The organism is Flaviramulus aquimarinus, from assembly GCF_039543205.1.
GTDB lineage: Bacteria > Bacteroidota > Bacteroidia > Flavobacteriales > Flavobacteriaceae > Flaviramulus_B > Flaviramulus_B aquimarinus.
On the sequence record NZ_BAABJH010000002.1, the window covers coordinates 35572 to 52317 of the forward strand.

Consider the following 16746-nt stretch of genomic DNA (forward strand, 5'->3'; position numbering starts at 1 on the left):
TTGCGTCTTAGCGCCTTTGCGTGATTATTTCAAATATTCATGTACCTTCTTAAGAGCCTCATCAATCCCATTAGGATTCTTCCCTCCTGCAGTCGCAAAAAATGGCTGTCCGCCACCACCGCCTTGAATGTATTTGCCAAGTTCTCGAACTACTAGACCAGCATTTAAACCTTTGCTAGCTACCAATTCTTTTGAAATATAGCACGACAATATTGCTTTTCCTTTTTGTTCTGCACCAAACAATAAGAATAAATTATCAAACTGACTACCCAACTCAAAAGCAACATCTTTTATTCCCCCAGCATCCAAATCTAATTTTTTAGCTAAAAACTGAATATCATTAATAGTTTGTAATTCACTTTTAAGTTCTCCTTTTATATTTTTAGCTTTATCTTTTAATAAGCCTTCTATTTGCTTTTTAAGATTGGTGTTTTCTTCTTGTAAATTCTGAAGTGCTTTTACAGGCTCTTTAGCATTATTAAGCAAATCTTTCATTTCAAAAAAGGCACGATTATTTTCAAAATAGAAATCTTTAACAGCATCATTAGTAATCGCTTCAATACGTCTAATTCCTGCTGCTACTGCACCTTCAGATACAATTTTAAAATGCCAAATATCAGCAGTGTTTTTTACATGGGTACCTCCACATAATTCAATAGATTGCCCAAAACGGATGGAACGTACTGTATCGCCATACTTTTCGCCAAACAAGCTCATAGCACCATCTGCAATTGCTTCTTCTTTAGGTGTATTTCGTTTTTCTACCAAGGGCAATTTCCCTTCAATTCTTCGATTTACAAAGTTTTCTACTTCGCGTAACTCATCTACGGTTAGTTTTGAAAAATGCGAAAAATCAAAACGCAAATTTTTTGAATGTACAGCAGACCCTTTTTGTTCTACATGTGTTCCTAAAACTTCTCTTAATGCCTGATGTAATAAATGTGTTGCAGTATGATTACACTCCGTTCTATGACGCTGTTTTTCATCGACAACGGCCTTAAACGTTTCATTTATATGCTCTGGTAAATTTTTTGTAAAATGAATAATAATGTTATTTTCCTTTTTAGTATTAAGAATATATACCACATCACCATGCGAGTCTTCTAAATATCCCTTATCACCAACTTGCCCACCGCCTTCTGGATAAAACGGTGTTAAATTGAATACTAATTGATACATATCGCCATCCTTTTTAGAAGTGACTTTTCTATAACGGGTTAATTTTACTTGGGCTTCTAAAGCATCATAGCCTACAAATTCTTCTTTAGTATCGTCAATCAGAATCGTCCAATCATCAGTAGAAATTTCGCTAGCGACACGCGAACGATTTTTTTGTTTTTGTAATTCTTGGTTAAAACCTTCTTCATCTAACTTTAATCCTTTTTCAGAAAGAATCAATGCGGTTAAATCTATAGGAAATCCATAAGTATCATATAATTCAAAAGCTTTTTCGCCTGATATAGTATCGGCTTTAGTTTCTTCAACAATTTTGTTTAATAAAACCAAGCCTTGATCTAGGGTTCTTAAAAACGACTGTTCTTCTTCCTTTATAACATTTTCAATCAGTTGCTTTTGAGCTTTTAATTCTGGGAAAGCAGCTCCCATTTTTTTACTCAATACATCTACTAACCTATAAATAAAAGGTTCTTTTTTATCTAAAAACGTAAAACCGTAACGAACTGCACGTCGCAAAATTCTTCTAATCACATAACCAGCACCAGTATTACTTGGTAATTGCCCATCGGCTATAGAAAATGCTACTGCACGAACATGATCAGAAATTACACGAATAGCAACATCTACTTTTTCAGTTTTACCATAATCTTTATTAGTTATGGTTTCAATTTCTCTAATTAATGGAGCAAACACATCAGTGTCATAATTTGATTGCACACCTTGCAATACCATACATAGGCGCTCAAAGCCCATACCAGTATCAATATGCTTATTTGGTAAATTTTCCAGCTCACCATTTGCTTTTCGGTTATACTGCATGAAAACTAAATTCCAAATTTCCACAACTTGTGGATGATCCATATTAACCAAATCTTTTCCAGAAATTTTAGATTTTTCTTCTACTGAACGAATATCAACATGTATTTCGCTACATGGGCCACAAGGGCCTTGCTCGCCCATTTCCCAGAAATTATCTTTTTTATCACCTTTTAGAATTCGATCCTCTGAAATAAATTGTTTCCAAAAATCATAAGCCTCTGTATCCATTTCAAGGTTATCGGCATCATCACTACCTTCAAAAACGGTAACATATAAAATATCCTTATCAATACCGTAAACTTCGGTTAGCAACTCCCACGCCCAAGCAATGGCTTCTTTTTTAAAGTAGTTACCAAAACTCCAGTTACCCAACATTTCAAATAAGGTATGGTGGTAGGTATCATAACCTACTTCCTCTAAATCATTATGCTTACCAGAAACACGCAAACATTTTTGGGAATCGGCTATTCTATTGTTTTTTGGTTTTGCATTGCCTAAAAAATACTCTTTAAAAGGCACCATCCCTGCATTTACAAACATTAAGGTCGGGTCATCTTTTAAAACCATAGGAGCAGATGACACTATACTATGCTTTTTTTCTTCAAAAAAACTTAAAAACTTAGACCGAATATCTTGAGACTTCATATATTAATTACGCTCTTTTCTGTTATATTACATTAATTACAAAACAATTTTTATCTTTACTCACCAAAATTTTTTTCGAATTTTGTAAAAATAAACCAATACCTTAAATATCATAACTAGTTTTGTTTATAATATATCTTTGGTTTTAGTCGTTTAATCACAAAATCCATAAACTTTTAATTAAAGTTTATAAAGCGCAAAAATAGCATAATTTAAGAAATGAGTAAGGTAAAATATTATTACGATTCTGATTCGCTCTCATATAAAAAAATAGAGCGCAAAAAACGAACAACTTTTAAGTATGCTTCTATATTTATTTTAGCGTCTGTATTTTTTGCCTTTATATTCGTTTTTATTGCTAGTCAATATGTTGAATCGCCTAAAGAGCGTGCTTTAAAACGTGAATTGCATAATATGCAATTACAGTTTGAATTAATCAATAAAAAAATGGCGCATGCTGAAGCCGTTTTAGGAAATGTTGCCGATAGGGATAATAATATTTACCGTGTTTATTTTGAAGCCAACCCTATTCCTGATGAACAGCGTAAAGCTGGATTTGGTGGTGTTAATAGATATAAAAGTTTAGAAGGTTTTGATAATTCTAAACTAATTATTGAAAGTAACAAACGTTTAGATATTTTACAAAAACAAATTGTGGTACAGTCTAAATCTCTTGATGAAATTGCTAATCTTGCTGAAGAAAAAGAAAAGCTTTTAGCAGCTATACCTGCTATTCAACCTGTTAGTAATGAGGATTTAACGCGTATGGCATCAGGTTACGGATTTCGTTCTGACCCTTTTACTAAGGTTAGAAAAATGCATTGGGGCATGGATTTTACCGCTCCAAGAGGAACACCTGTTTATGCTAGTGGTGATGGTCTTGTTGTTCGTGCAGATTCTGGTTCTAGTGGTTACGGCAAGCATATAAGAATCGATCATGGTTATGGTTATACTAGTTTATATGCACACTTATACAAATACAATGTTAGAAAAAACCAAAAAGTAAAACGGGGTGATTTAATTGGTTTTGTGGGAAGCACAGGGCGTTCTGAAGCACCACACCTACATTACGAAATATTTAAAGACGGAGACCGCATTAACCCCATAAACTTTTATTATGGTAGTTTAACTGCGGAAGAGTTTAATAAACTGTTAGAGCATGCTTCATTAGAAAATCAATCCTTAGATTAATGTATATAGATTTACCTGAAAAACGATATTATGGTATTGGCGAAGTTGCCAAAGCGTTTAATGTAAACACTTCATTGATTCGCTTTTGGGAAAAGGAATTTGATGTTCTTAAACCTAAAAAAAACGCTAAGGGTAACCGTAAATTTACGCCTGAGGATATAAAAAATCTTAAATTCATCTATCATCTTGTAAAAGAACGTGGCTTTACGCTTGAGGGTGCTAAAACACATTTAAAAGAAGAAAAGAAACAGGCACTTAATAATTTTGAAATTATTAATAAGCTTGAAGATGTAAAAAATCAGCTTATTAAAATAAAACAGCATCTTTAAAGATTCTTAATAAGATATTGAGGACATTTTATTGAAAATTAAGTAACTTTTTTTTCAATTCTGTGTCTAACAAATAACACTAACATTTATTAAATTTATTATCATGAAAAAATGGATTATACCAGTTGTAATTATCTTAGCTCTTGCTTTATTTGGAATTAAAAGCTATAATTCTATGGTTGGATTAGATGAAAACGTCAATGAAGCTTGGGGAAAGGTAGAAAGCTCATATCAGAGACGTGCAGATTTAATCGATAACCTTGTAAAAACAGTACAAGGAGCAGCAGACTTTGAACGAGGCACTTTAAAAGATGTCATTGAAGCCAGAGCTAAAGCCACATCCATGAATATAGACGCGTCTAATTTAACCCAAGAACAAATTTCCAAATTCAGTGAAGTTCAAAGCGGCTTAACTGGAGCTTTAAAAAGTCTTTTAGTTACCGTTGAAAGATATCCTGATTTAAAAGCTAATAAAAACTTTCTAGAATTACAGTCTCAACTGGAAGGTACTGAAAATAGAATTAACGTCACTAGAGATCGATTTAATGAAGCTGTAAAACCATACAACGAAGTAATAAGATCGTTCCCAAATTTTTTGTTTGCTGGAGTTATGGGGTTTGATAAAAAAGCTTATTTCGAATCAGAAGCTGGTGCTGAAAAAGCTCCAGAGGTCAATTTCGATTTTAAATAATTTAACTCGAAAAGAACACGTTATAAATGTCAAATAAAATTGAAGATTTTCTTTCTGCTAAAGAAGAACAGGATATTGTTGAAGCTATTAGATTAGCGGAATTAAATACTTCTGGCGAAATACGTGTTCATATAGAAAAAACATCTAAAGGCGATGCTACTAATCGTGCATTAGAACTTTTTCACACTTTAAAAATGGACAATACTAAACTTCAAAATGCTGTATTGATTTATGTGGCTGTCGAAGATAAATCTTTTGTTATTTATGGCGATGAAGGTATTAACAACGTGGTGGCCAATGATTTTTGGGATAGCACTAAAGATCTTATACAATCCCATTTTAAGCAAGGGCATTTTAAACAAGGTCTTGTTGATGGTATTTTAAAATCTGGTGAGCAACTTAAACACTATTTTCCTTATACAGATTTAGACACGAATGAGCTTTCTAACGAAATTTCTAAAGAATAGGTTTTTAGTATGCGGTATTCAGTAATCACTTTTCAGTCTCAGTCTCACTTACAGTATCATTTAAAAAAGAATATTATACTTACGCTACTGCTTGCTATTTTATCTTTAAGTTTTTCCTATGCTCAATTTGACATTCCTGAAAAACCAAAGTTTCAAACTAGTGTTTACGATTATATTAATCTACTTTCCGATACTCAGAAATCCAATTTAGAACGGAAACTGATTAAATATTCGGATACTACTTCCACTCAAATTGTTGTAGCTATTATTAATTCTACTGAAGGCGAAAATATTAATTTCTTGGGCGCTAAATGGGGCCAAGAATGGGGCATTGGCCAAGAAAAAGAAGATAATGGTATTTTAATCTTACTTGCGAAGGGCGACAGAAGAATTGCCATTAACACAGGCTATGGTATCGAGTATTTATTAACTGACGCCTTATCCAAGCGTATTATAGAACGTGATATTATTCCCTACTTTAAACAGAACGATTACCATGGCGGATTAAACAGAGGTGCTGATGCTATTTTTGAAGTGCTAAATGGTGAATATAAAGGCTCACGTAAATCAACAAATGATGAGTTTCCAATCGGATTTATATTTATACTCATTTTTATATTTATTGTTATTCTAATTTCTATTTCTAAAAACAGACGTGGTGGCGGCAGAAATGGTGGCCATAGATCTAACGGAGGTAGCCTTTTAGAAGCTATCATCCTAAGCAATATGGGTCGTGGTAGTTACAGACGTGGTTCTTCTGGTTGGGGCGGTAGTTCTAGTGGTGGTGGATTCTCTGGCGGCGGTGGCTTTGGTGGTGGCTTTGGCGGTGGTGGTTTTGGTGGCGGTGGCGCTTCTGGAGGTTGGTGATTCAGTCACAGTTTACAGTAAACAGCATCTCTCAAACTCGCAAAGCAACCATTTCGTTATTGCAAAGTATTCGACTTAATAACTAACAACTCTATTTTTTTCGCATATAAATGCTAATAGGAACACCCTTGAAATCAAAATGCTCGCGTAGTTTATTCTCTAAAAAACGTTTGTAAGGGTCTTTTACGTACTGCGGTAGATTACAGAAAAATGCAAATTGCGGTTGTGGTGTTGGCAATTGCATAACGTATTTAATTTTAACATACTTAGCCTTATAAGCTGGTGGCCCAAAATTTTCTATTATTGGCAGCATCACCTCATTAAGTTTGCTTGTTTTAATTTTCTTGGCTCGGTTTTGATATACTTCGACAGCTGTTTCTATGGCTTTAAAAATACGTTGTTTTGTTAATGCTGAAATAAATATAACGGGCACATCTGTAAACGGCTCCATTTGCTTTTTTATAGCTTTTTCATATTCTTTCATTGACTTATGGTCTTTTTCTACTAAATCCCATTTATTTACCAAAACCACAATACCTTTTCTGTTGCGTTCGGCCAACCAAAAAATATTTTGCACCTGACCATCAAAACCTCTTGTGGCATCTAAAACAATAAGACATACGTCGCTATGTTCAATAGCACGGACACTTCGCATAACCGAATAAAACTCTAAATCTTCTTTTACTTTAGATTTTCTTCGTATTCCTGCGGTATCTACTAAATTAAACTCAAATCCAAAACGATTGTATTTGGTATCGATGGAATCACGTGTTGTTCCTGCAATATCTGTAACAATGTACCTATCTTCTCCAATTAAAGCATTAATAAACGATGATTTTCCTGCATTAGGACGACCAACTACCGCAAAACGTGGTAACGATTCAACTTCTTCTTCGTCTTCTTTTTCTGGTAAAGCTTCAATAAGTGCATCTAATAATTCACCAGTTCCGCTACCATTTATACTGGCAATGGTATAATAATCGCCTAACCCTAATGAATAAAACTCTACAGCATCTTCCGCACGTTTTCCATTGTCCACTTTATTAACAACTAAAAAGACTGGTTTGCTAACTTTACGCAACAGTTCAGCAACATCTTCATCCATTCCGGTTACGCCATCTTCAACATCAACCATAAAAATAATAGCATCTGCTTCATCAATTGCTAATTCTACTTGCTTATCGATTTCGGCTTCAAAAACATCATCACTTCCTAAAACATAGCCTCCTGTGTCAATTAATGAAAATTCTTTTCCATTCCAGTCACTCTTTCCGTAATGACGGTCTCTAGTAACTCCACTTACAGCATCAACAATAGCTTCTCTTCGTTGAATTAATCGATTAAAGAATGTTGATTTTCCAACATTTGGTCTTCCTACTATTGCTACTATATTACTCATAATCTTTATATTGTATGTTACACCTTATCTGATGCCTTTATTATTTCTATCCGAAATATTTTGCAAAAATAGGAAATATAGACGACGCAAAGTTCTTTTTTAGTAAAGATTAAACGGGTTCAGTATTTTAAGTTTAAAGAAAAAATAGTAATTTACTGTGCTCAAACCAATATTTGATGCCACTACCTAACGACATTGTTTTACGACCTCGTTTTAAAATAGAAATCCCACGGTATAATCAAGCTATTTTAAGCGATTTTAGGAATGCTAAAACCACACAATCCGATTTTATTGTCACACGAGTTGATGACCATGTTTTTATAAGGTTTCCTAAGGAGAAACAAAGTTTTTGGTCACCACAATTGCACCTAGAAATTAATGAGGTTGATAAAAACAACAGTATCATTCATGGTTTATTTGGACCAAATCCAACGGTTTGGACCCTTTTTATGTTTCTTCATTTTATGGTTGCCGGTGTTTTTATTGCCTTTGGTATTTGGACGTATACCAACTGGTCTTTAGGCCAACCTTTTGCAGTACAGATAAGCATAACCATTCTGATGGTACTCATTTGGGTGACTTTGTACTTTGCTGGTAGTATTGGAAAAGCATCAAGCACGAATGATATGCGACTGCTCAATAATTTTATGTATAGCGTTCTAGATATAGCACAAGAAAAAGCGCCTTAATAATTCAATTAAAGCGCTTCACAATTAACTCAAAATTCAATACTAAACAAACAAAACTAACTATTGAATATTTTCATAGAAACTAACGGTACCACTGTCTTCGTTAGAAACTACTAATAAGTCTTTTCCATTAGGGCTATCTTCCGCATTTATGACCAGTAAGCCTTCTGGGGCTTCATCTCCACTATGTGATAATATAGTCATAAAACTAGGCGACATTGGGTTTGTAATATCGTATACTAAAACTTGATCGTTTCTTTCTAAACCAACAAATAAGATATAGCGTTCATTACCAATATTTAAAATTTCTACAGCTTCTGGTTCAGCACCTTTATCATCACTTCGTTTATCTTCATCGTTAAAACGAGTAGGAGTTGCTACTAATGTTTCCGAGGCTATACTGTTACCACTATCATAAAGTAAACTTCCACTACTTGACCAAATGCTAAATGAACGCGCACCGTAACTATATATTTGATCGACATCATTATCATTATCCGTATCACCTATAGTTGTTGTTGTTTTTAATCTTCCTAAGTTGACTTCATTTTGAAAATCATTAGCAACTGGATATACTGTTTCATCAAGTGTTAAATCATCAACACGGACTTCTTCACTAAAGCTATCATAATCCCTAGCATCGCCTTCATTTGCAGAGAAAATATATTCTGTTCCACCAATATTGGCTGAAGTAATGGCATCTGGTTGATACATTCCTAAAACCGACCAGCTTTTAAGTACTGTTACACCATCTTTATCACTAGCATCTATTTCGTTACCCGCTAAACTATAATCTTTAAATCCTAAAGGATAAATAGCTTCGATAGTTTTTGACACTAAATTCACTTTTGCTATACCGTTATTTTCTTGTAAGGACACCCACGCGGTATTGGAATCTTCTGAAACCGTAATATATTCTGGTTCTACATCTTGTGCTAATGTTGCTCCTGGCCCAAAAACTCTAAACCCTTGAGCTTCTAACGAAGCTTCTTGACCATTAAATGCTGTAAAATCTAAAGTCGTCACACTATCATCCGATAAATCGATGATACTAATTGTACCTTCTGGGTCGACGGTATAATCATCATTTGGTTCTCCTTCATTAGCAGAAATAATTAATTTCCCATCTTTAGAAAACGTGACCATATCAGGTAAAGCACCAACTGTATACTGGTTTAACAATGCATTATCCGCAGTATTATATACTAAAATTTTACCTGGATTTTGTTTTGGGTCTGCTTCAACTGCAACCGCTAATTTGCCATTGTAAATAGCAACACTATTTGGTGCACCAAAAGATGATAAATCTATTGGGTTTTCCATTACTGGTGCATCTAAATCTGTAATATTATTTACAGAAATTTGATTTGATTCCACATTTACCGTAAATAGTTTTTTTGAAATCGGATCATAGGCAGAAATTTCCGAAGCTCCTTCGCCACCAATATTAATTGTGGTTTTGTATTGAAAGTTTACTTCTGTATTTACAACAGGTCCTGTAATTGTGTTATCGTCGTCATTTTGACATCCAAAAATAGCGGTAATACAAACCGCAGAAATAAGTAGTTTATTAAATTTCATAATTTGATTAATTAATTTTTACAAATATGAAATCCAAACTTTATGTAAACGTTACCTAATTAAAAAGCAATTATTAGCATTTGCTAGCTATTGTAACCAAAACGTTTCAGCTGGTTTTGATTGCTACGCCAATTTTTATTCACTTTTACATATAATTCGATATGAATTTGTTTTCCGAAGAATTTTTCTAAATCTTTTCTAGCTTCTACGCCTACCCGCTTTAAGGCGCTTCCTTTATGGCCAATAATAATCCCTTTTTGTGTTTCGCGCTCGACCATAATTACGGAACGAATTCTGATAATATTTTCTTCTTCAAAAAACTCTTCGGTATCAACCTCAACGGCATAAGGAATTTCTTTTTTATAATGTATCAGAATCTTTTCACGGATGGTTTCATTTATAAAAAAACGTTCTGGCTTATCTGTTAATTGGTCTTTTGGATAAAATGGTGGTGATTCAGGAAGTAACTCAATAATTCTACTAAATACTTCTTTTACTTGAAACCCTTCTAAAGCTGAAATAGGAATAATTTCGGCGTTGGGGACTTTTTTTGCCCAAAGCTGTACTTGAGTTTCCAACTGACCTTGATCGGATTTATCAATCTTATTCAATAATAATAGAACTGGGATTTTTGAATGGGTTATTTTATTGAAAAAAGCTTCATCTTTTAATGCTTGTTCTCCAATTTCAACCATATAAATTAATACATCGGCATCTTCAAAGGCAGATTTAACAAAGCCCATCATTGATTCTTGAAGTTCGTAAGCGGGCTTGATAATGCCTGGTGTATCGCTAAAAACAACTTGAAAATCATCACCATTTACAATGCCTAAAATCCGATGTCTTGTTGTCTGCGCTTTTGAAGTGATAATTGACAACTTTTCCCCAACAAAGGCATTCATTAAGGTTGATTTACCCACATTTGGGTTGCCTATAATATTTACAAAACCTGCTTTATGACTCATCAATCTTTATTTTATAATTAAATTGGTAGTGCAAAGTTACAATTTGATTGTTTATTCTAACTGAAAATAGAAGAAACAAAAAAGCAGGAAGTTGTCTTCCTGCTTAATGTATTTTAAATATTGTAATAATGTTACTTAACCTCTAACAACTCTACATCAAAAATTAATGTTGAGTTAGGTTTAATCTTTCCCCCTGGTCTAGGGTTAGCCCCGTATGCTAAATCACTAGGAATAAAAAATTTGTATTTAGAACCTGGAGTCATTAATTGTAAACCTTCTGTCCATCCTTTGATAACTTGAGTTACACCAAACTCAGTAGGTTCTCCTCTATCCACAGAACTATCAAAAACAGTTCCATCAATTAAAGTTCCATGGTAATGTACTTTTACTTTAGATGCTGTTGTTGGTTTTTCACCTTCGCCTTCTTTTAAAACGATATATTGCAAGCCACTTTCTGTTGTTTGTACGCCTTCTTTAGATTTATTTTCTGCTAAAAACTTAATACCATCTGCTTTTGCTTTTTCTCCTTCTTCTTTAACTTTAGCAGCTTTTTCTTTTTGCATTTTCTGGAAATAAGCTCTAACAAGGGCTTGTGCCTTTGCTTCTTCTAATATAATATCTGTAGAATCTGAAACATTAATAAATCCTTGAATGAATAAATCATTATCAAATTCATCAAAACTAGCTTTAACATTTCTAGCTACATCCATTCCAATAGCGTAACTTACAGAATCTAATTCTGTATTTAACGATTTTTGTGTTACAGCTCCATTCTTATTACAAGACACCACTAGTAAAACCATTGTTACTAGACTTAAAAATTTCATTATTTTCATTTTAGTTTATTTTTTTTATTCTGACGCCAAATGTAACAAATTTATAGTGAGTAAAAAAAAGAAAACTCCCTGATTCCATGGAAGGTTCTTTTATCTTTTCAACTTGTTTCAATTTAACACCCTAATAGGTTTTACAATACTTAATACACGTTTTGCATCCTGTTCCAACTTTACATAACCTTAATAGTAATCTAGGTTGATTTATTTAAAATTTTGTCTAAAACCCAAGTGGTATGCATTGCGGTTTTTCCTGTTGAAGGGTGCTCCACATTTTCCAATAAGTGGTTTTTCATATTTTGAACATGAAATAATTGAATGTTTTCAGGATGCTTTATAATCATACTTTCGTTATGAAATTCTTGTTCTAATACTATTGGGACTTCACCAAAAACTGAAAAACTTATTTTTCCTTTATCTCCATAAATTTGAACATCATCTTCCCTTTTTTTAGTTCCAAAATTCCAGCTACCAGAACCTGTAACACCAGATTTATGAACCCAACTTCCGGTAATGGCATCCATAGCCGTATAGAGTCCTTGCTGATTAACTGCTAGTCCTTGAGCTTCTTTTATATCTCCTAATAGATGTGTAAATAAATCGATTCCATGAGACGCTAAATCATCAAAATATCCGCCTTGAGCAATTTTAACATCGGTACGCCAGTTGTATACCTTGGATAAATCGATATCATTTGCCGACTTACTTAAATGCCAACTTACATGCCTTATGGTACCTATTTCATGATTATCTATCCATGTTTTAATTTGTTTAAATCTAGGAAGCGATCGTCTGTAATATGCAACAAACAATGGAATTTTATTTTCTTCAAATGTTTTAGTTATCAATACACACTCTTTATAACTAGGTGCCATTGGTTTTTCTATACAACATATTTTTCCTGCTGCGGCTACTTTCAAAGCATAATAACCATGAGAATCTGGTGGGGTAGCAATATACACGGCATCTATTTCTGGATCGTTAATCAAATCGTCTGCATTACCATAAAATTTGGGTACCGCATGTCTTAAAGCATAATCTTTAGCTTTTTCAGTATTGCGACGCATAACAGCATGCAACTCAAAACCAGTTACTTTTTGGTAGGCTGGTCCGCTTTTTAGTTCTGTAACATTTCCGCATCCAATAATGCCCCATTTATATATTTTACTCATTTTATCAATAAACTATGGTTTTCAACATCCTTTAAAATTGTTACCTGATTGTAATACATGATAAAACTAAAATAATTGCTCTTATTATATTTGAAACCATCCCTTTGTAATTTCTTTTTCAACATCAGGATTATTTTTATGTACAAACTCGTTTTTTGTAGCATTATAGGTATAATCTTTAGACCAAGCTTTAAAATTTTCAGACACGTCTTTAATGGCATCACAAATGAAGTCAATTTCAGTGTTGGTCATTGTTGGGTGTATGGACATTCTAATCCATCCTGGGCGCTCTATTAAGCATCCTTCTAATATTTTTTCTTCAATAGATTTTGAAGTCAGTTCATCTACATTCAACAAATAATGCCCATAAGTCCCTGCGCATGAGCAACCTCCACGGGTTTGTATTCCAAATCGATCATTTAAAAGTTTTACGATTAAATTATAATGCACATCTTCTATATAAAAAGAAAACACACCTAGTCTATCTTTATGTTTTGGGGCTAAAATGTATAGGTTATCAATTTTAGAAAGCTTTTTAAAAACAATACTATTTAACTCATGTTCTCTATCTAAAATATTTTTAACGCCCATTTTTTCTTTTAACTCAATGGACAAAGCGATTCGAATGGCTTGTAAAAACCCTGGTGTACCACCATCTTCTCTAGTTTCAATATCATCTATATAATCGTGATTACCCCAAGGATTAGTATAGCTAACGGTGCCTCCACCGGGATTGTCAGGTACTAAATTTTTGTATAGTTTTTTATTAAAAATCAATACCCCTGATGCCCCTGGACCTCCTAAAAATTTATGAGGCGAAAATGTAATGGCATCCAGATATTCATCCTCATGTTCTGGGTGCATGTTTATGTTTACATAGGGTGCAGAGCAAGCAAAATCCACAAAACAAAGGCCGTTGTTTTGATGCATGATTTTTGCTATATCATGGTAATTTGTTCTAATACCAGTAACGTTAGAGCAGCCTGTAATTCCCGCTATTTTTATAGGGCAGCTTTTATGTTTTTCAATAAGTTCTGCTAGTTTGATTGTACAAGGCAAACCTTGTTTATTTGAAGGAATGACTTCTACCCTTGCTATAGTTTCTAACCAAGAAGTTTGATTTGAATGATGCTCCATGTGAGAGACAAAAATAACAGGTTTTTTTTCCTCAGGAATAACCGTGCTATCTTTTAAATTTTCAGTTACCTTAAGTCCTAAAATACGTTGAAACTTATTTATAGCACCTGTCATTCCTGTACCAACGGTAATTAGCACATCATCTTTTGAAGCATTTACATGCTTTTTAATAATGTTTCTGGCATCATGATATGCCATGGTCATAGCTGAACCTGTAATTGATGTTTCAGTATGTGTATTTGCTACAAACGGCCCTATTTCATTTAGGAATTTTTCTTCTATTGGTCTGTAAAGTCTACCGCTAGCCGTCCAATCTGCATAGATGATTTTTTTTCTACCGTAAGGCGACTCAAAGTATTGATCTACACCTACAATATGTTGTCTAAATGGCTTAAAATACTCTTCTAAACTATCATATTTAATATTAGCTTTCAACATATTTTTACAGTTTTAATCTTCAATCTTAAGTACTAAACCATTAATAACATAGACCATATTAATCTTATTAAAAATATATTTAAGTAACTTTTGTTACTAAAACTACACAATCAATTATTTTGAAGTCCGTTAAAAACTTCTAATCCACATTCTAAAAACTGTGCATAGTCATCTTTATCTGGTGTATAACCAACAGGGGTACTCAAAATCTGTGTGCCGTCAGAACTTAATAGCACATAGTAAGGTTGTGCATTTGTTTGAAAGAATTGTGTTTGAAAATTAGCCCACTTATGACCATAGGTTTTAAGTTTTCTTGTTCCTCCGTTTATACGGTTAACTAAAACTTGTTCTCCTTCTGGCAATTCTTTTTTATCATCAACATATAGTGAAATTAACACATAATCATTTCGTAAGTAATCATCAATCTTTTGAATCGGCCAAACATGTTCTTCCATCTTTCTACAGTTTACACATGCATATCCCGTAAAATCAAGCATGATAGGCTTATTTATTTTTTTGGCATATGCTATTCCTGTTTTTAAATCTTTAAAACATTCTAGATTATTTGGGCAGTCATTTGGATAGATAAAACTATATCCAACCGGTGGTGCTAAACCACTTAAAAGGGTGAGTGGTGTAAATGTTTGCGTTTCTTTATTTATTTTAAACCCAGAAATTAAATATATAGTAAATACCGCAACCAAAATACCTCCAGCTATTCTTGAAAAAGATAATTTCTTGATTGGTGAATCATGCGGAAATTTTATTTTCCCAAAAAGATACAGAGCTAAGCCAGTAAAAACAATAATCCATATTATTAAAAACGGTTCAATTTTTAAAATATTCCAATGTGCTACTAAATCGGCATTTGATAAAAATTTGAATGCTAAAGCTAATTCTAAAAAGCCTAATATAACTTTGGTTGTATTAAGCCAACCTCCGGACTTGGGCAATGCATTCATCATATTTGGAAACATAGCAAATAGAGCAAAGGGCAGTCCTAAAGACACCCCAAATCCTGCCATACCAGCTGTAAGTTGCCATGCGCCACCATCGGCTGTAAGGGATCCGGCCAAAAGCGACCCTAAAATGGGCCCTGTACATGAAAATGAAACAATAGCCAAAGTTAAGGCCATAAAGAAAACACCTAGTAACCCTCCTGCATTTTCGCCTTGCGTTGTTTTGGTTGTCCAACTTGATGGTAAGGTTAGCTCATAATATCCAAAAAATGAAAACGCAAAAAACAAGAATATGGCAAAGAATATAACATTGAGCCATATGTTCGTTGATATTTCATTTAAAATATCCGGATTTACTGAATCCAGTAAGTGAAAAGGTATGCTTAAAATAATATAAACTGCAAATATGAAAAACCCGTAAAACAATGCTTTTGATACTCCCGAACCTCTATTATGCCCACTCTTTTTTGTAAAGAAGCTCACTGTAAGAGGGATCATAGGGAATACACAAGGGGTTAATAATGCTAACAATCCACCTAGAAAACCTAAACCAAAAATACGCCATAATGATTTCCCTCCACTTTGTACTTCTGAGGCATTGCTTGTTATTTCATTTTTACATGTTATGTCTGATTTTTTTAAATCTCTGGTACTCGTACCATATAGCATATTATTTACAGCGGTATTATCCACTATAGTATTTTTATTATCCTTAGATGTTCCAGTATTATCTACTTCTGAGGGGTTTATATTAAATACCAAATCGACTTCTGTAGGCGGCAAACACCTCTTATCATCGCACACCATAAATTCTACAGCAGCAAGCACTTTATTTATGCTTTTAGTAAGGTTTATTTTTTGTTTAAAAGTGCCCTGATTTTCAAAATAGGTAATCTCCATTTCAAAAACAGGGTCCTGAACGGTATAGCCTTTACCTTCTGTAGTGCGGCCCAAAATTTCAATAGCGCCATCTGCTGTATCAAAAGTAAATGTTGTTGGTATGGGCCCATCCTGTGGTACATTTTGAGAATACAAATGCCATCCAGCTTCAATTGTTGCTTTTGTAATTAAATTATATTCGGAAGCGGAAATTTTCTCAACTGATGTTTCCCATGTTACGGGTTCAAATATTTGAGAAAAAGCACTAAGGCCCATACATAAGGCTAAGACTACTATTACGTTTTTCATTTTCTTTTTTTATGGTACAGTTTGCTAAACTTCCTGAATGCTTATATTAGACTTACTCTATGGAACAAACTTACATCTCAAAAATGAAAGATAAATATTTATTTTAAAGGTTTAACAATAATTTATAAGAATTAATATGCTTTAACCTATTTAGCATGAGGTTATCTATAAAAAAGGCTTTCAGTTTTCTGAAAGCCTTT

The 16746-nt window shown here is 33.5% G+C and carries 14 protein-coding genes; 6 read left to right on the forward strand and 8 right to left on the reverse strand.

Annotation, left to right across the window (positions count from 1 at the left end):
* Positions 1–24 precede the first annotated feature (24 nt).
* Positions 25–2640, reverse strand: coding sequence for an alanine--tRNA ligase (gene alaS / locus ABD941_RS08495; RefSeq protein ID WP_345273704.1), 2616 nt, complete (start codon positions 2638–2640; stop codon positions 25–27).
* Positions 2641–2859: 219 nt separating this feature from the next.
* Here alaS and ABD941_RS08500 point away from each other — a divergent pair, with 219 nt between their 5' ends.
* The 5 genes from ABD941_RS08500 to ABD941_RS08520 all read left to right on the forward strand — a co-directional run bounded on the left by ABD941_RS08500 (position 2860) and on the right by ABD941_RS08520 (position 6185).
* The gene (locus tag ABD941_RS08500) at positions 2860–3831 is read left to right on the forward strand and encodes a M23 family metallopeptidase (protein ID WP_345273705.1); all 972 of its coding nucleotides are present in this window, start codon (positions 2860–2862) and stop codon (positions 3829–3831) included.
* Positions 3831–4160, forward strand: a complete 330-nt coding sequence (locus ABD941_RS08505; protein WP_345273706.1) for a MerR family transcriptional regulator — start codon at positions 3831–3833, stop codon at positions 4158–4160. Before ABD941_RS08500 ends, ABD941_RS08505 begins: the two co-directional genes overlap by 1 nt.
* A 103-nt stretch (positions 4161–4263) precedes the next feature.
* Entirely contained in the window at positions 4264–4851 is a 588-nt protein-coding gene (locus ABD941_RS08510; RefSeq protein ID WP_345273707.1) for a LemA family protein, read from the forward strand.
* 26 nt (positions 4852–4877) lie between these two features.
* Positions 4878–5318 (forward strand): TPM domain-containing protein, encoded by a 441-nt coding sequence (locus ABD941_RS08515; protein ID WP_345273708.1) that lies wholly within the window; start codon positions 4878–4880, stop codon positions 5316–5318.
* A 9-nt stretch (positions 5319–5327) separates the two neighbouring features.
* Positions 5328–6185: a TPM domain-containing protein gene (locus ABD941_RS08520; protein WP_345273709.1), complete on the forward strand. Its 858-nt coding sequence runs from the start codon at positions 5328–5330 to the stop codon at positions 6183–6185.
* Between the two features lie 91 nt (positions 6186–6276).
* On the opposite strand, the gene der is transcribed toward ABD941_RS08520, so the two are convergent.
* On the reverse strand, positions 6277–7584 hold the full coding sequence (gene der, locus ABD941_RS08525; protein ID WP_345273710.1) for a ribosome biogenesis GTPase Der: 1308 nt from the start codon (positions 7582–7584) through the stop codon (positions 6277–6279).
* A 176-nt stretch (positions 7585–7760) separates the two neighbouring features.
* On the opposite strand from der, the gene ABD941_RS08530 reads away from it, so the two are divergent.
* Positions 7761–8273 (forward strand): GTP-binding protein, encoded by a 513-nt coding sequence (locus tag ABD941_RS08530; protein WP_345273711.1) that lies wholly within the window; start codon positions 7761–7763, stop codon positions 8271–8273.
* A gap of 60 nt (positions 8274–8333) precedes the next feature.
* Here the strand turns inward: ABD941_RS08530 and ABD941_RS08535 are convergent, their stop codons facing one another.
* The 6 genes from ABD941_RS08535 to ABD941_RS08560 form a co-directional block, all read right to left on the reverse strand.
* The gene (locus tag ABD941_RS08535; protein WP_345273712.1) at positions 8334–9854 is read right to left on the reverse strand and encodes a choice-of-anchor I family protein; all 1521 of its coding nucleotides are present in this window, start codon (positions 9852–9854) and stop codon (positions 8334–8336) included.
* Positions 9855–9937: 83 nt separating this feature from the next.
* A complete protein-coding gene (era, locus tag ABD941_RS08540) occupies positions 9938–10819 on the reverse strand; it encodes a GTPase Era (protein WP_345273713.1) in 882 nt (293 codons plus the stop codon).
* Positions 10820–10950: 131 nt separating this feature from the next.
* Positions 10951–11646 carry a BamJ family beta-barrel-assembly machinery protein gene (gene bamJ, locus ABD941_RS08545; protein ID WP_345273714.1) on the reverse strand — a complete coding sequence of 232 codons (696 nt, stop codon included), beginning with the start codon at positions 11644–11646 and terminating at the stop codon, positions 10951–10953.
* A 200-nt stretch (positions 11647–11846) separates the two neighbouring features.
* On the reverse strand, positions 11847–12824 hold the full coding sequence (locus tag ABD941_RS08550) for a Gfo/Idh/MocA family protein (RefSeq protein ID WP_345273715.1): 978 nt from the start codon (positions 12822–12824) through the stop codon (positions 11847–11849).
* An 84-nt stretch (positions 12825–12908) separates the two neighbouring features.
* Positions 12909–14399, reverse strand: a complete 1491-nt coding sequence (locus ABD941_RS08555) for an aminotransferase class V-fold PLP-dependent enzyme (RefSeq protein ID WP_345273716.1) — start codon at positions 14397–14399, stop codon at positions 12909–12911.
* Positions 14400–14509: 110 nt separating this feature from the next.
* Positions 14510–16546, reverse strand: coding sequence for a protein-disulfide reductase DsbD family protein (locus ABD941_RS08560; RefSeq protein ID WP_345273717.1), 2037 nt, complete (start codon positions 16544–16546; stop codon positions 14510–14512).
* Positions 16547–16746: the final 200 nt, after the last annotated feature.

What these genes read in the sequence shown, in the direction of transcription:
- alaS (WP_345273704.1), bottom strand. Translation starts at nt 2,640, where the DNA reads ATGAAGTCTCAAGATATTCGGTCTAAGTTTTTAAGTTTTTTTGAAGAA.
- ABD941_RS08500 (WP_345273705.1), top strand. Translation starts at nt 2,860, where the DNA reads ATGAGTAAGGTAAAATATTATTACGATTCTGATTCGCTCTCATATAAA.
- ABD941_RS08505 (WP_345273706.1), top strand. Translation starts at nt 3,831, where the DNA reads ATGTATATAGATTTACCTGAAAAACGATATTATGGTATTGGCGAAGTT.
- ABD941_RS08510 (WP_345273707.1), top strand. Translation starts at nt 4,264, where the DNA reads ATGAAAAAATGGATTATACCAGTTGTAATTATCTTAGCTCTTGCTTTA.
- ABD941_RS08515 (WP_345273708.1), top strand. Translation starts at nt 4,878, where the DNA reads ATGTCAAATAAAATTGAAGATTTTCTTTCTGCTAAAGAAGAACAGGAT.
- ABD941_RS08520 (WP_345273709.1), top strand. Translation starts at nt 5,328, where the DNA reads ATGCGGTATTCAGTAATCACTTTTCAGTCTCAGTCTCACTTACAGTAT.
- der (WP_345273710.1), bottom strand. Translation starts at nt 7,584, where the DNA reads ATGAGTAATATAGTAGCAATAGTAGGAAGACCAAATGTTGGAAAATCA.
- ABD941_RS08530 (WP_345273711.1), top strand. Translation starts at nt 7,761, where the DNA reads ATGCCACTACCTAACGACATTGTTTTACGACCTCGTTTTAAAATAGAA.
- ABD941_RS08535 (WP_345273712.1), bottom strand. Translation starts at nt 9,854, where the DNA reads ATGAAATTTAATAAACTACTTATTTCTGCGGTTTGTATTACCGCTATT.
- era (WP_345273713.1), bottom strand. Translation starts at nt 10,819, where the DNA reads ATGAGTCATAAAGCAGGTTTTGTAAATATTATAGGCAACCCAAATGTG.
- bamJ (WP_345273714.1), bottom strand. Translation starts at nt 11,646, where the DNA reads ATGAAATTTTTAAGTCTAGTAACAATGGTTTTACTAGTGGTGTCTTGT.
- ABD941_RS08550 (WP_345273715.1), bottom strand. Translation starts at nt 12,824, where the DNA reads ATGAGTAAAATATATAAATGGGGCATTATTGGATGCGGAAATGTTACA.
- ABD941_RS08555 (WP_345273716.1), bottom strand. Translation starts at nt 14,399, where the DNA reads ATGTTGAAAGCTAATATTAAATATGATAGTTTAGAAGAGTATTTTAAG.
- ABD941_RS08560 (WP_345273717.1), bottom strand. Translation starts at nt 16,546, where the DNA reads ATGAAAAACGTAATAGTAGTCTTAGCCTTATGTATGGGCCTTAGTGCT.